This window comes from Mesorhizobium newzealandense (genome assembly GCF_042682145.1).
GTDB lineage: Bacteria > Pseudomonadota > Alphaproteobacteria > Rhizobiales > Rhizobiaceae > Mesorhizobium > Mesorhizobium newzealandense.
The window spans coordinates 140,384-159,288 of sequence record NZ_JBHUGZ010000012.1 but is presented as its reverse complement, the minus strand read 5'-3'; the positions used below and the strand labels follow the sequence as shown (position 1 = coordinate 159,288).

The 18,905-nt window shown below is 58.6% G+C and carries 12 protein-coding genes and 2 pseudogenes; 5 read left to right on the top strand and 9 right to left on the bottom strand.

The window, feature by feature from the left end; all coding sequences use genetic code 11:
• Positions 1 to 701: 701 nt before the first annotated feature.
• A pseudogene (locus ACFSOZ_RS17205) lies at positions 702 to 2,043 on the top strand (ISNCY family transposase).
• A gap of 204 nt (positions 2,044 to 2,247) precedes the next feature.
• Here the strand turns inward: ACFSOZ_RS17205 and ACFSOZ_RS17200 are convergent.
• The 3 genes from ACFSOZ_RS17200 to ACFSOZ_RS17190 are packed head-to-tail and all read right to left on the bottom strand — an operon-like array spanning position 2,248 to position 6,037.
• Positions 2,248 to 3,336 carry a GlxA family transcriptional regulator gene (locus ACFSOZ_RS17200; protein WP_379100151.1) on the bottom strand — a complete coding sequence of 363 codons (1,089 nt, stop codon included), beginning with the start codon at positions 3,334 to 3,336 and terminating at the stop codon, positions 2,248 to 2,250.
• Between the two features lie 26 nt (positions 3,337 to 3,362).
• Positions 3,363 to 4,475: a mandelate racemase/muconate lactonizing enzyme family protein gene (locus ACFSOZ_RS17195; protein ID WP_379100149.1), complete on the bottom strand. Its 1,113-nt coding sequence runs from the start codon at positions 4,473 to 4,475 to the stop codon at positions 3,363 to 3,365.
• A gap of 8 nt (positions 4,476 to 4,483) precedes the next feature.
• Positions 4,484 to 6,037, bottom strand: coding sequence for a trimethylamine methyltransferase family protein (locus ACFSOZ_RS17190; protein ID WP_379100148.1), 1,554 nt, complete (start codon positions 6,035 to 6,037; stop codon positions 4,484 to 4,486).
• A gap of 152 nt (positions 6,038 to 6,189) precedes the next feature.
• On the opposite strand from ACFSOZ_RS17190, the gene ACFSOZ_RS17185 reads away from it, so the two are divergent.
• Positions 6,190 to 7,101, top strand: coding sequence for a LysR substrate-binding domain-containing protein (locus ACFSOZ_RS17185; RefSeq protein ID WP_379100146.1), 912 nt, complete (start codon positions 6,190 to 6,192; stop codon positions 7,099 to 7,101).
• Between the two features lie 3 nt (positions 7,102 to 7,104).
• On the opposite strand, the gene ACFSOZ_RS17180 is transcribed toward ACFSOZ_RS17185, so the two are convergent.
• From ACFSOZ_RS17180 to ACFSOZ_RS17170, 3 genes are read right to left on the bottom strand one after another with little or no spacing between them, the layout of a single operon-like run.
• Complete coding sequence (locus ACFSOZ_RS17180) at positions 7,105 to 8,427, bottom strand: NAD(P)/FAD-dependent oxidoreductase (protein WP_379100144.1); 1,323 nt, start codon at positions 8,425 to 8,427, stop codon at positions 7,105 to 7,107.
• Between the two features lie 11 nt (positions 8,428 to 8,438).
• Positions 8,439 to 9,965: an aldehyde dehydrogenase gene (locus tag ACFSOZ_RS17175; protein ID WP_379100142.1), complete on the bottom strand. Its 1,527-nt coding sequence runs from the start codon at positions 9,963 to 9,965 to the stop codon at positions 8,439 to 8,441.
• Complete coding sequence (locus tag ACFSOZ_RS17170; protein WP_379100140.1) at positions 9,943 to 10,887, bottom strand: dihydrodipicolinate synthase family protein; 945 nt, start codon at positions 10,885 to 10,887, stop codon at positions 9,943 to 9,945. The genes ACFSOZ_RS17175 and ACFSOZ_RS17170 overlap by 23 nt, the downstream gene beginning before the upstream one ends.
• 458 nt (positions 10,888 to 11,345) lie before the next feature.
• Here ACFSOZ_RS17170 and ACFSOZ_RS17165 point away from each other — a divergent pair, with 458 nt between their 5' ends.
• A complete protein-coding gene (locus ACFSOZ_RS17165) occupies positions 11,346 to 11,627 on the top strand; it encodes a hypothetical protein (RefSeq protein WP_379100138.1) in 282 nt (93 codons plus the stop codon).
• A gap of 325 nt (positions 11,628 to 11,952) precedes the next feature.
• On the opposite strand, the gene ACFSOZ_RS17160 is transcribed toward ACFSOZ_RS17165, so the two are convergent.
• The 3 genes and pseudogenes from ACFSOZ_RS17160 to ACFSOZ_RS17150 all read right to left on the bottom strand — a co-directional run bounded on the left by ACFSOZ_RS17160 (position 11,953) and on the right by ACFSOZ_RS17150 (position 15,715).
• On the bottom strand, positions 11,953 to 12,384 hold the full coding sequence (locus tag ACFSOZ_RS17160; RefSeq protein ID WP_379100071.1) for an IS1096 element passenger TnpR family protein: 432 nt from the start codon (positions 12,382 to 12,384) through the stop codon (positions 11,953 to 11,955).
• A gap of 8 nt (positions 12,385 to 12,392) precedes the next feature.
• Positions 12,393 to 13,677: pseudogene (gene tnpC, locus ACFSOZ_RS17155) on the bottom strand (IS66 family transposase).
• 79 nt (positions 13,678 to 13,756) lie between these two features.
• Complete coding sequence (locus tag ACFSOZ_RS17150; protein WP_379100136.1) at positions 13,757 to 15,715, bottom strand: CocE/NonD family hydrolase; 1,959 nt, start codon at positions 15,713 to 15,715, stop codon at positions 13,757 to 13,759.
• Positions 15,716 to 16,380: 665 nt separating this feature from the next.
• Between ACFSOZ_RS17150 and ACFSOZ_RS17145 the strand changes: the two genes are divergently transcribed.
• The gene (locus ACFSOZ_RS17145) at positions 16,381 to 17,967 is read left to right on the top strand and encodes an ABC transporter substrate-binding protein (protein WP_379100134.1); all 1,587 of its coding nucleotides are present in this window, start codon (positions 16,381 to 16,383) and stop codon (positions 17,965 to 17,967) included.
• Positions 17,967 to 18,905, top strand: a complete 939-nt coding sequence (locus ACFSOZ_RS17140) for an ABC transporter permease (RefSeq protein WP_379100132.1) — start codon at positions 17,967 to 17,969, stop codon at positions 18,903 to 18,905. Before ACFSOZ_RS17145 ends, ACFSOZ_RS17140 begins: the two co-directional genes overlap by 1 nt.

Below are 18,905 nucleotides of genomic sequence, written 5' to 3'. Positions count from 1 at the left end.
GTGGATGACTTCCCGCTGCTTTCGTGCCGAAGAGGTTACCAATGCCTTTCGGACAACAGGTTACCAATGTGCCTCAACGACAATCAATTCCCGACTGGCCTTAAGGAGATGTTTTGATTGAGCTTATTACGGCCAAGATTGGGAACCTAAGGCCACCCAACACGCACATTGGTAACCCCCAGCGACAGGTTTGGTAACCCTCATCGAGCGAGTGGCGCTCGCACCTTTCGGCGAATTCGCTTCAGTTCAGCTGCGGTCAGCAGATTCCCGTCCCAGTGCGCATGACGTTTCGTCGATGCGCTCTGCCTCATCGAGCTTTACGATTTCCTGGAATATCCGAAGGTGGTTATGAGCGACCCAACTGGCCCAGTCCCTAGCGGAGGCGTCATCGAGCTCACGAACCCAGCGCTATTGCAGCGCTTAATAGTATCTCCCCGCCGGGGGGCCGACATTGATATTGCCTCCGCGAGGTGGTCTCGGACGATCTTCAAATAGCCTACACGTTCGCGATGTAGCATATCCCACAAAATTCTCAGGAATTGCCCCGCGTCGACGCCAGGTGCTAGCTAGTTTCCGTCCATAAACAGCAAGCGATTGATTCTATTGAGTGAATCGTAGCTTTGCGCGAGCAAGGCCCGGCGGTTTCAGGTATCTTGGATCATGCCACTGATTCCAAAGTCCTGCCACCGCCGGAGCCGACAATGCGCCAAGAACGCACCGTCCAAGCGAGCATATTCGATGTTTTCGCCACACACGAGATCGGCCACGAGCTGAAGGCGATGTCGCAATGGCTGGATGAGCATTGCGATCTGCTTGGCTTGGTGGCCCGAGACTTGGTTCGCCTCGGCGTCAAGGCCACCGGACGGCAGGGCCTGCCCGCCGAAGCGGTGCTGCGTTGCGCGTTGCTCAAGCAATGCCGGCAGCTGAGTTATCAGGAGTTGGCGTTCCATCTTGAGGACTCCGCCTCGTTTCGCGCCTTTGCCCGCCTGCCATGGTCATGGAGCCCACAGAAGTCGGTGCTGCAAAAGACGATCAGCGCGATCCGGCCCGAGACCTGGGAAGAGATCAATCGGGTACTGCTGTCGAGCGCTCGACAGGCGAAGCTCGAAGACGGCGCGGTGGTGCGGTTGGACAGCACCGTGACCTCGGCACTCATGCACGAACCGAGTGACAGCAGCCTGCTTTGGGATGCCGTGCGGGTCATGGTGCGCCTTCTGAATCGAGCTGATGTCTTGATTGGCGGCACCGGTATGGCATGGCGCGATCACTGCCGCGCAGCCAAGAACCGGGCTCGCAAAATCCAGTTCACGCGCGGTCGACCCAACCGGGTCCAACTCTACCGCGAGCTGATCGCAATCACCCGTGCGACCCTGGCCCTATCTGGAGCAGGCGAGCGAGCGTTTGGCCGTGGCGAGCACACCGTCCATAGCCCTGTGGCAGGCCCAGGTTCGCCATTATCGGCCGCTGGTGGAACGCATCATCCGACAGAGCGAACGGCGGGTGTTGGCCGGCGAGCCGGTGCCCGCCGGCGAGAAGTTGGTCAGCCTGTTCGAAGAGCATGCCGATATCATCGTCAAAGGCAGCCGCGATACCGAATACGGCCACAAGCTCAACCTCACCACCGGCAGGAGCGGCATGATCCTCGATCTGATGATCGAAGCAGGCAACCCGGCCGACAGCGACCGCTTGCTGCCGATGCTGAGGCGCCATATCGCCTTTTATGGTCAGGCACCGCGGCAGGCGGCCGCCGATGGAGGCTTCGCCACTCGCGCCAACTTGGCCACAGCGAAAGCGTGGGGCGTTTCCGACATGGCCTTCCACAAGAAAGCTGGCCTCAGGATCGAAGACATGGTCAGAAGCAAGTGGGTCTATCGCAAGCTGCGCAACTTCCGCGCCGGCATCGAGGCCGGCATCTCATGCCTCAAGCGCGCCTACGGTTTGGCGTGTTGCACCTGGCGCGGCCTCGATCACTTCAAGACCTACGTCTGGTCCTCGGTCGTGGCCTACAACCTCGTCATCTTCACCCGCCTCAAGCCGACCTGAACTGCCCCCGGGATCGCAGGTTGCCCCGCGCCGACCCATGCCGGCCGCCACCGCACGCGCCGGTGACACTATTTTGGCGACAAACAACACTCTTCGACCCGTTCGCGCCCGTAAACGCGCTTTCAATCGCGCGCAACTCATTGTAAACGCACTGAAATACGCACGTTTATGGACGGAAACTAGCCTAGTTGGCGGGCCAGGTGTTCAATACGGCTGTCGTGCAACCGCCGTTCCGTTTTCATGCGCGGGCTGCAGGATCCTGGCAAGCCCGGTGCCGCCCAAGCCGGGGCCAACCCACGCCGGTACCTCCGAGCGGCATTGCTGCGGAGTTTTTCCATGGATGGCCTTGAAACATTTCGAGAAATGCGACGAAGAAACGAAACCACACGCAATGGCGATCTCGACCAACGGCATTCTCGTACCCTGAATCAGCCGCTTGGCCTGATCTACTCTAATTTTCAGGTAGTGTTTAGCTGGCGTGGTGCCGACGTGGGTGACGAACAGCCGTTCGAGTTGTCGCCTTGAAATACCCGCATGCTTGGCTATCGCATTCATCGACAGCGTGTCGTCAAGATTTGCTTCCATGGTCTGCACTGCAGAAACCAGCTTTTCGCTGACGTTTGCGTAAGAAATCCCCGCCGGGGCAGTCTGGCGATTTGCACCGGCGCGTTGCCCGTCGACAATGGCATGTCGGCAAACTTCTTGCGCGACGGTCGCGCCGGCGCGGCTTGCGATGAGGTCCACTGCCAAGTCGAAAGCTGCGAGCTCGCCGGCGCATGTGGAATACTGCCCATCCTTGACAAAAAGTGTTTCTCTTATGCGCGGCTTACGAAACACCTCGGAAAAAGCAGCAAGTCTCGACCAATGGATCGTACAAGGAGTGTCGGCCAGTAGACCAGTTTCGGCTAGCAGCCACGTGGCCGTTCCTAAAGCCGATATGGGAATGCCTCGCCTTGCCACACGTCGTAGGAAGGTCTGCAATTGAGGCGTGGACTGCTGCTCAACTTGCTCGCCCGCGATGATCACCAGCTGATTGAAATGCGCCTTGATCCCGCTAATTTCTTCTGCGGTGACGTCTACTGAAATTGAGATGCCGTTCGCTCCGTATACGGGCTTCTTGTAGACTCCTACGACTTGCCAGGTGAATAGACGTGCCTTCGACAGCATGTTTGCGATGCGCAACGGCTCGATATAGGCATGGAACGACAGGTGCGAAAACCCCGGCAATACCAGAACGCCAATGTGCAGCGACTGATCAAGCGACAGGCCATACGGCCGCTCGATGGGCTTCACTGCGTGGATGGTAGCCGGGGCGTTCATCAGCGACTGTATGTGGCGACCGCAGCACCTAACGTTTCTGGGTCGGGTTTGACTCCGAGCCCGGGCCGCTGGGGCACCTCGATATGGCCGTCCCTTATCACTATCGGGTTCACAGGGTCATAATGTCCCTCAATATACTCCTGTGCTATCCATGCGCCTTCGAACCGCCTCGGCTCGACCGTGGAGGCGAGATGGACACATGCCGCCGCGATAATGTCGCCACCCCACGCGTCGTCGCAGGTATGGGGCAGGGACCTGATCGCGCACATGTCTCGCACAGTGGTCATCTTGCTGAGACCGCCCAAGCGCGTCACTTTGAATCCAAAACCATCAGCAATGTTCAAGGAAATCGCGCGGAGGACCGCGTTCAAGTCTTCCGTGTTCTCATCGAGGTAAACGGGATGCGTTAGCCTGCCCTTGAGGGTCGCGATCTCGTCCATCGTATTGCAAGGCTGTTCGAATGCGAACGGGATCGACTCGCAAAGTCGATCAAGATGCATCGCGGTCGCAACGGTAAGGCCGCGGTTGCCGTCAACCGCAATTCTGGCTTTATAGCCGACGGCTTCCCAAACCTTGTGAACCGTCGCGACATCCTGTTCGAGATCGCGACCGCCAATCTTGATCTGCAGTCGAGGATATCCTGCTTTGACCTTGTCGGCAGCAATGCGGGCGGTTTCCTCAGGTGTCCCGACGATTGTGGAATAGTAAGAGGGTACCCGGTCGGTGAGGGCGCCGCCGAGCAGAGACGATATCGGCACTCCTAGGCTCTGACCAAGCACATCCAGGAAAGCTATGTCGAAGGCTGCTTTGGCGTAGCCATGCCGGTTCAGCCGGTCGTCCACTACCTTAGCGATACGCCGCATCGAGGACACCTCTTGGCCAATCAGACCAGGTGCGATTTCGGCAATCGCGGCGCGGGCGCCAAGCGCGTGATGCGGCTGATAGATCGGGCCTACAGGGCAGGTCTCGCCCCAGCCTTTGAGGCCCTCATCGGTAACGACCTCAAGGAGCGTACTGTCAAGCAACTGCACGTTATCGCTGGCCATCCGGTAGCCGCTACCACCCTTGACCGGCAATAGACATTTGTAGACGTTGATAACTTCTATTCGCATAGATGGTCTCAAAATTCGTCGTTCAGAGCATCCACCGCAGGGATCTCCCGTGAGCGGCGATCAATATAGGCCCGCAATTCCTCGTCCTTTGCCTGATCCAGTTTGGGCTCCTGATACTCACTCAATAGATGACGAGCATGGTCAAGTGCTCGTTCCTTGATATCTTTTGAGCCGTCGACCTTCCACTGCTCGATTGAATTATTGTCAAACAGCTTCGGGATGAAGAATGCACGTTCGAAGTTCGCCTGCGTATGCGGGTGTCCGAGGTAATGCCCCCCCGGCCCGACGTCACGAATGGCAGCCAAGGCTTCATCGAAATCGTCCCACTGAATACCCTTGGTCATGCGGTAGCCCATATCGCAGACCTCGGCATCGACAACAAATTTGGCGATCGAGCAATGCATGCCGGCCTCGTTCCAGCCTGCCGAATGCCAGATGTAGTTTGCGCCCGACATCAGCACGGCCATCATCGTCATCGCGCTTTCGTATCCTGACTGCGCGTCGAAGACCTTTGCGCCGCCGAGCAGGTTCGAAGTACGCCAAGGAACGTTGTATCGACGCGCCATCTGGCCGATCATGAAATTCATGAGCGAAATCTCCGGCGTTCCCGCCATCGGCGCTCCCGACTGCATCGACACGGTCGACAGATAATGTCCATAGATCGCGGGGCAGCCCTTTCGGATCACCTGGGTATAAGCGAGGGCGGAAAGAGCCTCGGCATTGAGCTGCGCGACGGCCGCGGCTGTTGATGCAGGAGTATTCGCCCCGCCGAGGACGAACGGCGAGCACAGCACCGGTTGGTTGCGCCGGCAGAAGGCCCGCATGGCGCCGAGCATCACTTGATCCCAGACCAGCGGTGAGTTGCCGTTGCAATTACCAGTCGTCACCGCATGCGTTTCAAGAAACCCTTCGCCAAAAAGGACCTCGCACATGTCAAGGACGTCTTCGGCGTTCTTCGGCGACGTCGTCATGCCCATGAATATCTTATCGGAATGCTTCATCGACGAATAAGTGATGTGTAGATGGCGGTGTGCGACCACAATGTCCATCGGCTCTACGATGTGATGCGCTGATGAATGCAGCGCAGGCATCATATGAGCGAGCTTATGGAAGGTGCCGAGGTCCGCGATAGTCGGCCCTCGCCTGACATCATCCAGGTCGCGCATGTAAGGTGCGCCGGTCATCGGCACGAAGATCGACTTGCCGCCACCTAGCTCGACGTTCTTCGCCGGGTCGCGCGCGACATATTCGATCTCGGGAGGAATCGTCTTGATGAGTTCCATGACCAGGCCACGATCGAGGTGGACCCGGTCACCCGCTCGGACGTCGGCGCCGGCCCTCTTCCAGTCCTCAATCGCGATCGGATCGCGAAACACCACGCCGACCTCTTCCAGGATCGCAAGCGAGGCTTCGTGAATGCGCTCAACCTGCTCGGCATCCATAGGCTCCACCACCGGTAGACCGCGCTTGAGCGTGGGAAGCATGTCGAATTTGGGAGCGGTCCGGATTGTACGCCGAGCTTCCCGTCCGCCTCTTCGCGCGACTCTAGCGTCAGCAGTCATCCTAGCCTCCAGAACAATAAGAAAAGCGGCGCACGCCGATAGCGCCTCATTTGCGACTATTGCCTAATCCCGGGGAATTGACCTAATGCAAAAGTCTCACCCCGGTGTTGATTAAAGTGCTGCTCGGGTTCACGCGGTCAGGTGGTTGCCAGATGGTTCGTCGCTACTATGATCTCCCGTCCTTAACTGCGCTCGCGGTCTTCGAGGCGTCTGCGAGGCACCTGTCTTTTAAGCTTGCGGCTTCCGAGCTCAACGTCACGCCAGGCGCTGTCAGTCGGCAGATCAAAGCCATCGAGGAAGAGATCGGCGTCCCTTTATTCGTACGGCTCGGAACCGGCGTCATGCTGACCAGCGCTGGCGATGATCTGTATGCTGTGCTGGCAAGTGGCTTTTCCAAAGCCTCGGAAGTCGTCAGAACCGTCAAGCGAGGCGATCGAACTAAAAATGTGACCGTCGCGTGCTCAGACGCATTTGCAACTATGTGGCTGATACCGCGCATGCCTCGCTTCTGGAATCGCCACCCTGAAATTGCGGTGGATCATCTGATTTCTGACAATTCGCGAGACTACCGGCGCGCTGAAGTAGAGTTGCGCATCCGCTACGGGTTTGGTTCCTGGCCAGACGAAACCGCCGAATCGCTTTTTGATGATATCATCTATCCTGTCTGCAGCCCTGGCTTCGCCCAAGTGCATCGGGATGCTACGGCCCAGTCACTGCCGGAACTTCCACTTCTTCACGTCAACTGGGTTGATCCTGAATGGGCTGACTGGGACGAAGTTCTGCGTCGCGCTGGAATCCCGCACGGAGCTCCGCGTGGCCGTAGATTCGGCAAGTTCTTTGTGACCTTGCAGGCTGCCCAGGCCGATCAGGGTGTCGCGGTGGGTTGGCATCGCCTCGTTCGGCCCCTCATCGAAGAAGGCAAGCTTGTAAAGATCACCGATCTCGAAATGCCTGCTCCTGGAGGATATCACCTTAGCTGGAATGACAATCGAACGCTCTCGCCTGCTGCTGAGCTTTTTCGGAAGTGGTTGAGAGAGGTCGCGGCCGAAGAGCGGGCGACGTGATTGCTAGAGTTCGCGCCCAGCGCGCTTTTGCATAGCCCAGAGCTTCAGTGGCGCACCAATCGCCACTAAAGGCTCTGGGTAGAGCCGATTTGGCGACGGTTCTTTGAGAGCATCGGCAACCATTGGCTCCCCTGTGCCGACTGCCAAGTCGGCGACCAGCATTCCGTAGAGCGTGCCCTTGACCGTACCTAGCCCGTTGCAGCAGCCAGCCACATAGACCCGGTCGTCGATTTCACCGAATGCCGGCGCCGAGTTTAGTGACAGGCATAAGTGGCCTCCCCATCGAAACTCCATCGATATTTCGCCCAGCATCGGGAAGCGAGCCCGGAACGATCGATCGTGCGCCTGCCCGATCTGGTTGATCTGCTTTTCACTGGTGGACATGCCCGGGTTGTAAGTGAAGGTGTTGCGGACGACGATACGATCCCCGACGCGACGGATGGTCGACCCCATCGGATCAGCCGGAATCAAGCCCCAATGTGGTTCGCCACCCAGGGTAGCCTGTTCGGTCCTGGAGAGTGACCTCGTCATGCTGGCGTAGGTGAAGACGTGCAGCAGGCGCTTTTTGAAGAAACCAAAGCTTTCAAGTTGGCCATTAACAGTGAGGATCAGCCGTGGCGCGGATATCTCTCCCTGGGCGGTTTTCACCGTATGCAATCGGCCAGTCTGCACAGTTGTGACCGGAGAATTCTCGAATATTTGCACGCGGCTCGACAAACCTTCAGCCAGGCCCCCGATGAAGCCGGCTGGCTGCGCCATCACTGTCCCTGGCGTGAAGGTGCCGCCAACGAAGAATTCCGTTCCGGTGATTTTCTTCATTTGCGGCCCATCCAGCCGCTCGAATGGCTCTGTCAGGCCGGACAGGTGGTTTTCGAACTCGCGCAGGACAGCAAGGCCGTGATCGGTTGCGGCGCCATGAAATTTGCCCGCACGCACGAAAAACCGCTGCAACCCATACTCCTCGGCCGCAGATCCGGAAAATTCGATCGCAGCTCGGTTCATGCGTATTTGCTTTAGATCGTGCTCGGCACCGCCGCCATAGTTTTCGCTACCTAGCTCATGGGGCAGGTCTATCATGAAGCCCGAATTTCGACCCGCTGCACCCCAGCCGATGCGCTGGGCGTCGACGACAGCGATACGGTCGTTTGGAACCAATTGTGATAGGCGCCGCGCGGCCGCGAGGCCGGCGAAGCCGCCCCCGACAATGACCCAGTCGGCCTCGTAGTGGCCGCGCAGCGCCTCATGCGCCTTGGGAGGCGGTAGAATTCCATACCAGCCGGGCATGTTGATGTCGGCGGGCGTCCTTACGGCCCTATGCACGCTCATGGCTTTCCGGCTCAGTCCACCGCGCGCGACGCTCTGGGATCGGAAATGTCCGCCCAGATGGTCTTGAGTTCCGTATACTGATCGTGGGCGTGAAGTGACTTGTCCCGTCCGCCGAAGCCCGACAGCTTGAAACCGCCGAACGGGGTCGAAATGTCCCCTTCGCCGTAGCAGTTGATGGTCACCGTGCCGGCGCGGATGTCGCGCGCGATGCGATGTGCTTGGCCGAGGTTGGCGGTGAAGATAGAGGCAGCGAGCCCGTATTGCGTATCATTGGCGACGCGGACTGCCTCGTCTGCGTTGGCCACCTTTATGACGGACAGCACCGGGCCGAAGATTTCTTCGCGCGCAATCGTCATTTCCGGCGTGACATCGTCGAAGACGGTGGGCTCGATGAAATAGCCCTTGCCGTGCTTGTGCGCGTTGCCGCCCGTCACGATCCTGGCGCCTTCAGTACGTCCCTTCTTGATGTAGCCGATGATGCGGTCGAACTGTTCCTTCGACACGATGGCGCCCAGGCGGTTTCCGGGGTCCAGAGGCTCGCCCAAGGGCCATTCCTTGAGTTTGTGAAGCACCATTTCGACCAGGCGGTCCTTGATCTTTTCATGGACGATGAGTCGGGAGCTGGCCGAACAGTTCTCGCCCATGTTCCAGAATACTGCTTGGGTGACGTGCTGCGCGACAACATCGAGATTCTCTGCATCGTCCAGCACGATGCATGGGTTCTTACCGCCACATTCAAGCACGATGCGCTTCAGGTTGGATCTAGCGGAATATTCCAGGAATTTCCGGCCGACATCGGTCGAGCCCGTGAAGGCGACCATGTCGATATCCGGATGCATGCCGAGCGCCTTGCCGGTGATCTCGCCCGGACCGGTGACGACCTGAAGGACGCCTGACGGCAACCCGGCCTCGTGCGCCAGCTCGGCAATCCGCAAGGTCGACATATTGGTCTGCTCGGCCGGCTTGACGACGACGGAGTTGCCGGTAGCAAGCGCCGGGCCGATCTTCCAGGCCAGCATCAGGATCGGGAAATTCCACGGCAGGACGCAGGCGACCACGCCAAGCGGCTGGCGCACGATCATCGACACGACGTCGTCGCCCGAAGGCGATGTCTGGCCGTAGAGCTTGTCGGTAGCCTCCGCGTGCCATTCCAGGCAATGCAGCGCCTCGGGGATGTCTATGGTTTCGACGTCGTAGATCGGCTTGCCGCTTTCGAGCGTCTCAAGCACCGCAAGCTCATGGGCATCGCGCTCCATCAGCTTGACGAGGCGCCGCAGCACCCGCTTGCGCTCGCTCGGATGCGCGCGCGCCCAGGCGCCCGATTCAAACGCCAGACGCGCCTTCTCGACCGCGAAATCGACGTCGGCCTGACCACAGGACGCGATCCTTGCGATGACCTGCCCCGTCGCTGGATTGATGGTCTCGAACGTTTCCGCGGATTGTGCCGCCCGCGCCTTACCGTCGATCACCGCGTTGGTCGGCAGCGGCAGGCTGTCCGCCAGGTTCTGGTACTCATCACGCGTTAATAGCGATGACATTTTCGGCAGCCCTCTTCTGGGATTTTGCAGTAATGGAAGCGATGACTGCTTTGAGCGTGCGGATCGTCGTCTCGAGCTCACGCTTCTGCGCGTCGTCGAGCGACCGCATCGGCCGCCGCACCGGGCCCGCCGGCAACCCGGCCAGCTCGCAGCCGAACTTGATGCTCTGGACGAACTTGCCGCCCTGTTCGAGAACGCGCATCAACGGCAGCAGCGCCGACATGATCTGCCGGCCCTTGGTGAAATCCTTCTCGACGACGCACGCTTCGTAGAGCGCGATGTGTTCCGCCGGCAGGCAGTTGCCGGCGCCGCACACCCAGCCCTTGGCGCCCCAAGCGAGGAATTCCAGCGCCTGATCGTCCATGCCGCAGAACAGGTCGATGTGCGGATAGTCGCGCGCCAGCGCGTGCAGCTGGTTCATGCTGCCGCTGGATTCCTTGATGGCGCAGAAATTGGTGCTTCGGCCGACCCGGTCGAGAAACTCAAGGTCCATCATCGTGCCGGTGCGTCCAGGGTAGTTATAGAGCATGATCGGCAGGTTCGCCGCCTTGTCGATCGCCAGCGCATGATTGGCCAGTTCGAGTTGTGTCGGGACAGCGTAGTACGGCGCTCCAATCAGTATTCCGTCATACTTCAAGTCCTTCGCGATCAGCGCATATTCGATGCAGTCCTCGGTCCGGATGGCGCCAACGCCCGCGATCAGGGGCACCTTGCTCTTCACGACGGTCTTGGCAAGCTTCAGTAGGCCAACACGTTCATCGCGCGATTGGGCATAGTACTCGCCGGTCGTGCCGCCGACGATGATGCCGTGCACTCCAGACGCCACCAGATGCTCGATCATCAGGCAGAAGCCGTCACGGTCTATCGATCCATCGGCTTGAAAGGGCGTGGTTACGGGGGGGATAATACCTCTGAACGACATGGGCCGACTCCATTCAGCTTAGACGCCGATTTATAGACGAGTATCCCTGACGAAGCAGCCGAAACAAAATCACCAGCCGCTTTACTTTTTTGCGGATTCCAACCTTGGAAAGAGAGCGTAGTGCTGGTCAAACTCAACCTGGAGGAGCGGAACGAACTCAAGACCTCATTTCGTTGGAAAAGATTTATACGACAATATCCATCTCTCAAGCACTTCTCGTCTATTGCAGTTAACAGCACGCTATGCTCGCGCAGGCGGGTCAATGACCGCTGCTGGTCGAAACTAGGCGGCTTTGATTATGGTTTGTGCGTTGGTTATTGTTTTTAGCCATATATGATAGACATTGATTGACGATCTTTTCGGAAAAGCTCGCCGACTATAGCTGGACACCTCAAAGAACCTGGCGATCTTGGGACATTTCTGATTGACTCGGACGATGATTTGCCGCGAGCAGATGGATGCGGGGACAAGCTGGGGAATGGCTGGAGAAGAACGGCTACGTCTCCGACATCCACCACAAGAAGCCCGAGGGCCGACCGATGAGCGAAGCGACGTCGCGAGCCAACGGTCGGCGCTCCAAGATCCGCGCCTTCGTCGAGTACGTCTTCGCGCGTATGAAGGCACAGATGAAACTCTTCGTTCACATCATCGCGATCGCGCGCGCTCGGACGAAGATCGCCCTGACCAATCTCGCCTACAATCTGATGCGCTTCGTCTGGCGGCGAAGTGCGTCCGCATGACAAAAGAAAATGGCCGGCAGTCCCGCCGCGACCCGGAAATTGGCGCCCAGCATCAATCTCAACGACCAAAACTGAAGCGATCGCCGCGCATCTGACAGTGCTCAACCCTCATCACGAGTTACCAGCCTCCGAAATGCCGGTAGTTTGAGGTGTCCAGCCCAGCCGAGCTTCTTCGGCCGGGTCGGAGGTCGATGAGGAATACGCTTTTGCCACCTCGGAGTCAGCCGCCGACCACGGGCTTCGGAAGCGCATCGGGCCACAACGGTCGCGCTTGTCGAGAGCTTCCTCGTAATTACCCACCCTTTCGATGCGGCACGGTGCGTCGTCACTCGTGGTCGATGTCCGGGTACTGCGGGGGAGCCTTGCCGATCTTGCTGACGATCCTCGGGTAATTGGCATCGGGCTGCGCCTGCCCTGTTCCAATAAGTTCAACGCGGAAGCGCCACTCGTCACCGTAGTCGTACAAGAAGGTCATTGCCGAGCCCACCTTCTGGAAGGCTGTGCTGACGCGCGTGCCCTTCACGCTGCGAGAGCCGCTCCCCTCTATGTCGGCGAAGAGTTCGAACCGCAGGGGCGAGTCGAACAGCTTTCCCGTCAGCTTTGAATAGAAGCCGTAGGCGTGGTCCAAGTCGAAGCCAAATGCCGCTACGATGGCTTCGGCCAGATCCGCCAGCGTGCTCGAACTCGACACCTCGATGTCCCGACAAAGCCGTGCCCGAAGAGAGGCTCGGAAGATCAAGGTCGCGGGCTCAGTCATCGCAGATTTCAGGCGCTGACGGTTTGAAGGATGATTTTGAAGGAGTTCGTGCCTGGCGCGAGACGAGCCGTGTCGACGACGGTTCGAATGTCGGCTTCGCCCTGGGCGGCCCACATGGCGCGATAGCCGTTGGTGATCTTCCGTTGAACGACGGCGGGTCTCAGCGCCCGTTCGCAGGCGTTGTTCGTCGCGTCGACCATTCCTGGCCATTGGGCAAAGGTCAAAAGTTGATCACGAGCTCGCCTGAACTTGTTTTGGATGTCGCGGGCCAGATCGCACGACGTTGTGGTGGCGAAGATATCGTCCAGACTTCGCTCCAGGGCGCGACGCTTGCCGGCGATGGTCGAGGCGGCGAAGGTTTCCATACCGTCGGCTAGGGCGAAGGCCCTTTGCAGCCAACGTTTGAGCCGTGAGGGCAGCATGTCCTCACTTGCCTCGTCCGCATAGGCGACGTCGCGGGCGAGATGCGCCAGGCAGGTCTGATGCGCATTTGCGTGACCTTGTTGTGCGGCATAGCGATCGGAACACCAGACGTCGGGCCGATGGCCGTCCATCAGGGTCCGGACCACGACAGCGCCGCGCGTTGGCGCCGCTTGATGAACAACCGCTTCGGCGCAGCGAAACACCCAGTGGTAGGCGTTGCTTCCTTCGATCCGCACGCCGGTCTCATCGGAGGCGATGACCTTGGCCCGGCGCAACGCCGCGACGGCCTTGTCGCACTCGGCCGCGAACGCGCCCTGCGCACGGCGCAACATGTTCATCAGTCCGCCCTGGCTAATGTTGAGACCGAAAAAGGTTCGCGAACGCGCCCTGCAGCCGCTCGTAGGACAGGGCCTGGAAAGTCTTGAGATAGGTCGCTACGGCGTGCACGCGTGGCCCGAACGGCGTCCCCTTCGCCGCATCTGGCACAGCCGCGACGACCAGCGTGCCGCAGGACGGGCAACGGACTGCCAGGCGCCGATGGCGCTCAATCAAAGGCCTGATCGCAGGAAGCTCAATCTTGTCGTGCTCGCTGACGGTTTCGGCAGCAAGATCGCTCGACAGGCTGGCGCGGCAGCAAAGGCATTGGTCGGGATGATGATCGATGATGCGATCGGCATCCTCACTCATGGCGCGGCTGTGACCTTTATGACCCGCCTTGGCGCCGCCAGGCTTTGCCCTGTCCCGACGCGCCTTGCGATCGCTCGAAGGTGGCCTGGACGACGTGCGCGATGTCTTCTCTGGCCGCTGTATCCGCAGCACCAGATCGATCAACTCTTCCTTCGTCAGACGCTGCAAATCAGTGCGATCCATATCCACATAGATTCAGGGATTCTTGCCCCTGACAAGGGCGTGAGTAATTACGCTTCCTCTGTCCAGGTTTCGAAAAAGTTCATACTAGCCGGCGGGGAATTGAACGATCCCAAGTTTTAGCGAAGACTTCCTTGTCGTTCTCAAAGGCCTTGATCTGACCCATAAACAAAAAGTTCTCAGCAGTCAGCGTCAAACGCAGCTGACTTTGAACACTGACGTCCCAGTCACCGCGCTTCATCGTCTCGACGTATTGAGACTCTACCTTGGCACTGGTCGGATCGTCGTCGTGGATTTCCGTGACTTCGCTGGCTGTGGTCGACAATTCTGTGCCAGTGGCCTCAATCCTGTAGCGTCCGCTTCCCTGAACGGTACGCGTCGTAAGTTTGTTGGCTGCCACGTCCCATTCGTGGGTCCTTGTCGTCGCTGGCGCTTCTTCCAGGACCGTGCGACCCGAAGTGGGTTCCGGCACGAAAGCCGGACCAAACGGGCTAAGCTTCGCGTCCTCAGCGCGTGCTGACCGGATCGGTAGCTCAAGCTCCGACCGCCCGGCATAAACGGTCAGCGTCACGGGCTCCGGCGATGGCCAGAAAGCTGGCCAATAAGTAGTGGAGATCGCGATACGAATACGTCTGCCGGACTTGAAGACATGGGCGCAATCCTGGAGCGGAATGCGAATACGATAGCGGCTCCCGGGGTCCAGCGGTTCAGGAAACTCATGACTGTTCATATGAGTCAGATTTAGTACCTCATACGTGACTCGCTTGGACAGGCCGTCTGGTTCGATTTCATTAAGTCTGACGGCGAGAGCAGCAACGGGCTTGTCGATCGCCAGATCGAGAGTCACGACGGGCTGGCCCAGGATCTCGAAATCCTCCTCGATCGGCTCCGAATCGAATGTCAGTGAGCGGGCATCGTCAATTCGTTGATCGCCAGGCACCTCCGTGTCGATATCTCTAGCATGCCAGCGCGGAGCAGTTATTCCGACGGTCTGCAAAGGCTTGAGAACATGTGCCGTTTCGGTAGCGGTGTCGCCTCCTAACCCCTCTTCGGTGAGATAGAACTTGCGCGGCATGATCCGCGGCGACGGCCAGCTTTCCTCGGCCACCCATCGCCCGGGGATCTCGTGCACACCTCGCATCATCGGCTCTTGCTGCATCCATACCCGGTACATCGGCTCGGCCATGATTCCGGTATCGATATCCTTGAGCCAGTAGTCCCACCACCGCAATGACTCGGCCAGCCAGTCTATCGCGGGACCCGGATTGCCGGTATGCGGATAGTCGTGACCCCAAGGACCTATCAACCCCTTGCGCGGGCATTCGAGCTCGGCGAGCATGCTAGGGATCGCGCGGTTCAAGCAATCTTTCCAGCCGCCCACAGCATAGACGGGGCATTGAATGGCGCCATAGTCTTCACTGATTGACCCATGCTTCCAGAATGCATCCCGGTGCTGATGGGCAAGCCAATCGGCAGTGTAGTAATCCAGGTTATTCAGGCGCTGCATCCACATGTCACGCCAGCGGTCCCCGACGATCGCGGGATCAGGCGAGCGTGCACAATAAGCAGGCCAAACAAGGCCCCACTCGAAAAACGTTGCATCATTGATCAGACCCCCCGTGTACAGTTCCTTGGAATACCGGTCGTCGATCGAGCACACGGTGATGACCGCCTTGAGCTCAGGTGGGCGGCGGGCAGCTATCTGCAGCGCGTTGAAACCGCCCCAAGATTTTCCGAACATTCCGACCTTGCCGGTACACCAGCTCTGTCTAGCGAGCCACGCAATGATCTCGATCCCGTCGTCCTGCTCCTGCTGAACATATTCGTCCTGCGGCAACCCTTCTGAATCGCCAGACCCCCGAATGTCGGCCCGCACACAAGCGTATCCATGGGATGCCACGTACGGATGTATGGTCTCATCGCGAAAGCGCGTTCCGTCGCGCTTACGGTACGGAATATACTCAATGATGACCGGAACCGGCTCACGCTCGGCGTCGTCCGGCAACCACATGCGCGCGGCAATTTTGGTGCCGTCGGACATGGGGATCCAGATATTCTCGACCACAGCAATTGGTCGCGGTCCCATCGCAACTCTCATTGTTCACCGTCCAGGGTTAATTCCACGTTTCAGTTTTATGCTTGCCCTGCGAACTCTTGTTCGGGGCGTCACGAATGTACGGCCGCGAGTCTGGCCAAGTTAATGTCGCAGATCTAGCAGACCAGCTGACAGCCTCGGTTGGTTATTGCATGCGGGCTTGGCAGCGGAATGCCACTGACATAGCGAACCGAAGCCGATCACCCGAGTCGAAATAATCTCAACTGCCGCACTATTTTTTTTCATTCGGCTAGGAAGCCGTTGCGCCCAGCGGAGGTAGACTAGATGAAATTCCACTAAGAACTGCCCTTCTCCGGCGAAACTTGGGACGCTTCGCCGATTCGGAGCCGCCAAATTCCCACACACCCCACCCTCGCTGTCCAAGCATGAGCCAGCGCACATTGGCAGCCCATAAACCCTGATCCAACCATGGGCTTATCGGCGGCTAAGGCGGGAGAGCTATCTGGATCCAGTGAGATCGCGCTGCGCGGAAAAAAATGAACCCGGCAGTTGAGATTATTTCGACCGCGAGTGGCCCAGACGCTTGCTATGGGTATGTGACATCGAAAGCGGCCAAGAGGAGCCGCTCAAAATGAAGGGAGGAACAGACAATGAATACTGTCATTGGTAATCTCAATCGTCGCGCTCTACTCAAATCTGGGGCGACACTCGGTGGAGGACTGATTGCGTCGGGGATGCCGCTGTCGCAGGCCATCTGGGCAGCCGAAGGCAAGGTGCTTAAGGTCTGCTCGACTTCCAACCTCACCAAACTCGATCCTGCGTTTGCTGGTCAAGGCGTCGAGGTCGACGTGATGAATTGCATCTATTCGAAGCTGACCCGCTACAAGCCTGGATCAGAATGGGGATGGGAGCTGGAGGCGGCAGACAAAATCGAGCAAGTGGATCCCACCCACATTCGCTTCGAGTTGAAGAAAGGCATCAAGTTCAGCGGCGGTCACGGCGAGTTGACGGCCAGCGACGTCAAATTTTCCTTCGAGCGGATGATTAATCAAAAAGGCGCAACCAACAAAGCCGATTGGGGGCCGCTCGATCATGTCGAAATCGAGAATGATCATGCCGGCGTGATCGTATTCAAAACACCCTATGCGCCTGTCTGGCTCGTTCCACTGCCGTATGTCGCAGGCCAAATCCTATCTGAGGAGGCGGTCATGAAGGCAACCAAGGACGGCGGCGATTTCGGCATGAAACCGCCCGCGTTCTCTGGTCCATATGTGCTGGCCGACTGGAAACCCAACCAATATGCGCTACTGACCCGCAATCCTGACTGGTCGGGACCGAAGGCTGGTTTCGATGAAATCCGCATTCTGCCAATCACCGACATCAAGGCAGCGGAACGAGCTTATCAGGCGGGCGACGTCGACTTCACCACCGTCAGTCTTGACTCGTTCGGGGCGTTCAAGAGCGATCCGCCCGCCAACACGAAGGTCGAGGAACATTCGTCGCTTCGTTACGCATGGATCGGCATGAATATGGACCACCCGAAACTGAAGGACATCAATGTCCGTCAGGCGATCCAATGGGCCATCAACGTGCCGCAGATTTTGGATGCTGCTTATGCCGGCCAGGCGCAAGTGGCGACGGGCACTATCCCTCCCGGTGTCGTGGGGCATCGCGACAAGGCGCTTGTGCCGCCGGAAGGGGATCTCGCCAAGGCCAAGGAGTTCCTGGAAAAAGCTGGTGCCTCAGATCTGAGATTCACCATGGATTGTTCAAACGACAGCGTCAGTTCAGCGATTGCCCAAACGGTGCAGGCGCAACTGTCACAGATTGGCGTTTCCGTCGAGGTAAACACGAGCGATTCCAGCACATTCTGGACGCTTGGTCTGGAATCGGAGGGCGAGCGCTGGAAGGATGTGCAGCTTTTCCTCATGGATTTTTCAAGTCTGCCGGATCCCTACTACGACACATGCTGGTTTGTTAAAGATCAAGTCGGCGTCTGGAACTGGCAGCGCTTCCGCAGCGATCGCTTTGACGAGCTCAGCGCTAAGGCGATCACCATCAGCGAGCCTGATGAGCGCGCGAAGCTCTACCGCGAGATGCAGGACATTTTGGAGCAGTCCGGCTCTGTCCGGTTCCTGACCCATGGGGCCACGCCGGTCATGTATCGCACGACGCAAATGGAACCAGCCATGCGCCCGGATGGCAACCCGTTGTATACGCAGTTCAAGCCAGTCTGATGTGGCTGTATCTCTCCCAGCGGGTCGTCCTCGCGGTCACAGTCGTTGTGATCGCGATGACGCTTCTGTTCCTCATGATCCATGCTGTACCAGGCGACCCTGCAGTGGCTCTGCTCGGCCCCCGGGCAACTCCGGAGATGATAGCTCAGCTTCATCAGCAGATGGGGCTCGACAAACCTTTGGTCGTGCAGATCGCCACGTTTTTTGGCAGGGTGCTGCATGGAGATCTCGGATATGACGCGTTCAGCCAAAGGCCTGTCAGCGACATTGTTTTCGAGCAGCTGCCCTACACGATCAAAATGATCCTGGGCTCGATCCTGTGGGCTGTCGCAATCGCAGTGCCTTTGGGCTGTATCTCTGCCGTTCGTCGCAATTCCATGCTTGACCACGTGATAGGTGTCATGGCGGTCGCCACGATCGGCATTCCTTCTTTTGTGATGGCAGTCTACTTGCTGCTGATCTTCGCTGTCGCGCTACGCTGGCTGCCAGCCATCGGTGTCGGCAATGGATTCTGGGATAGCCTCGTCCATCTTGTCCTGCCCGGATTGGCCATCGGCATCGGCTGGGTTGGCTATATCGCCCGGCTGGTGCGTGCATCCATGCTTGAGATCCTGGGGGAGAACCACATCCGCATGGCGCGTTCCTTCGGCATCTCGCAATGGCGCATCATTTCGCGCTACGCGCTGCCGCTGGCAATCCTGCCGACTGTGACCATCCTCGGCGCGGGGATCGCATGGCTGCTCTCCGCAGCCGTGTTTGTTGAAGTGGTTTTCGCCAGGCCGGGGATCGGGGCGCTCATCGTGCAGGCTGTCAACATGCGCAATTATCCAATCGTCATGGGGGTTGTGCTTGTCACAACGGTCCTGATTGTTGTCGCGACGACGATCTCGGATCTGATCAATGCGGTCCTCGACCCGCGAACCCGAGAAAAGCTTTGA

What these genes read in the sequence shown, in the direction of transcription:
- ACFSOZ_RS17195 (WP_379100149.1), bottom strand. Translation starts at nt 4,475, where the DNA reads ATGCGAATAGAAGTTATCAACGTCTACAAATGTCTATTGCCGGTCAAG.
- ACFSOZ_RS17190 (WP_379100148.1), bottom strand. Translation starts at nt 6,037, where the DNA reads ATGACTGCTGACGCTAGAGTCGCGCGAAGAGGCGGACGGGAAGCTCGG.
- ACFSOZ_RS17185 (WP_379100146.1), top strand. Translation starts at nt 6,190, where the DNA reads ATGGTTCGTCGCTACTATGATCTCCCGTCCTTAACTGCGCTCGCGGTC.
- ACFSOZ_RS17180 (WP_379100144.1), bottom strand. Translation starts at nt 8,427, where the DNA reads ATGAGCGTGCATAGGGCCGTAAGGACGCCCGCCGACATCAACATGCCC.
- ACFSOZ_RS17175 (WP_379100142.1), bottom strand. Translation starts at nt 9,965, where the DNA reads ATGTCATCGCTATTAACGCGTGATGAGTACCAGAACCTGGCGGACAGC.
- ACFSOZ_RS17170 (WP_379100140.1), bottom strand. Translation starts at nt 10,887, where the DNA reads ATGTCGTTCAGAGGTATTATCCCCCCCGTAACCACGCCCTTTCAAGCC.
- ACFSOZ_RS17165 (WP_379100138.1), top strand. Translation starts at nt 11,346, where the DNA reads ATGCGGGGACAAGCTGGGGAATGGCTGGAGAAGAACGGCTACGTCTCC.
- ACFSOZ_RS17160 (WP_379100071.1), bottom strand. Translation starts at nt 12,384, where the DNA reads ATGACTGAGCCCGCGACCTTGATCTTCCGAGCCTCTCTTCGGGCACGG.
- ACFSOZ_RS17150 (WP_379100136.1), bottom strand. Translation starts at nt 15,715, where the DNA reads ATGTCCGACGGCACCAAAATTGCCGCGCGCATGTGGTTGCCGGACGAC.
- ACFSOZ_RS17145 (WP_379100134.1), top strand. Translation starts at nt 16,381, where the DNA reads ATGAATACTGTCATTGGTAATCTCAATCGTCGCGCTCTACTCAAATCT.
- ACFSOZ_RS17140 (WP_379100132.1), top strand. Translation starts at nt 17,967, where the DNA reads ATGTGGCTGTATCTCTCCCAGCGGGTCGTCCTCGCGGTCACAGTCGTT.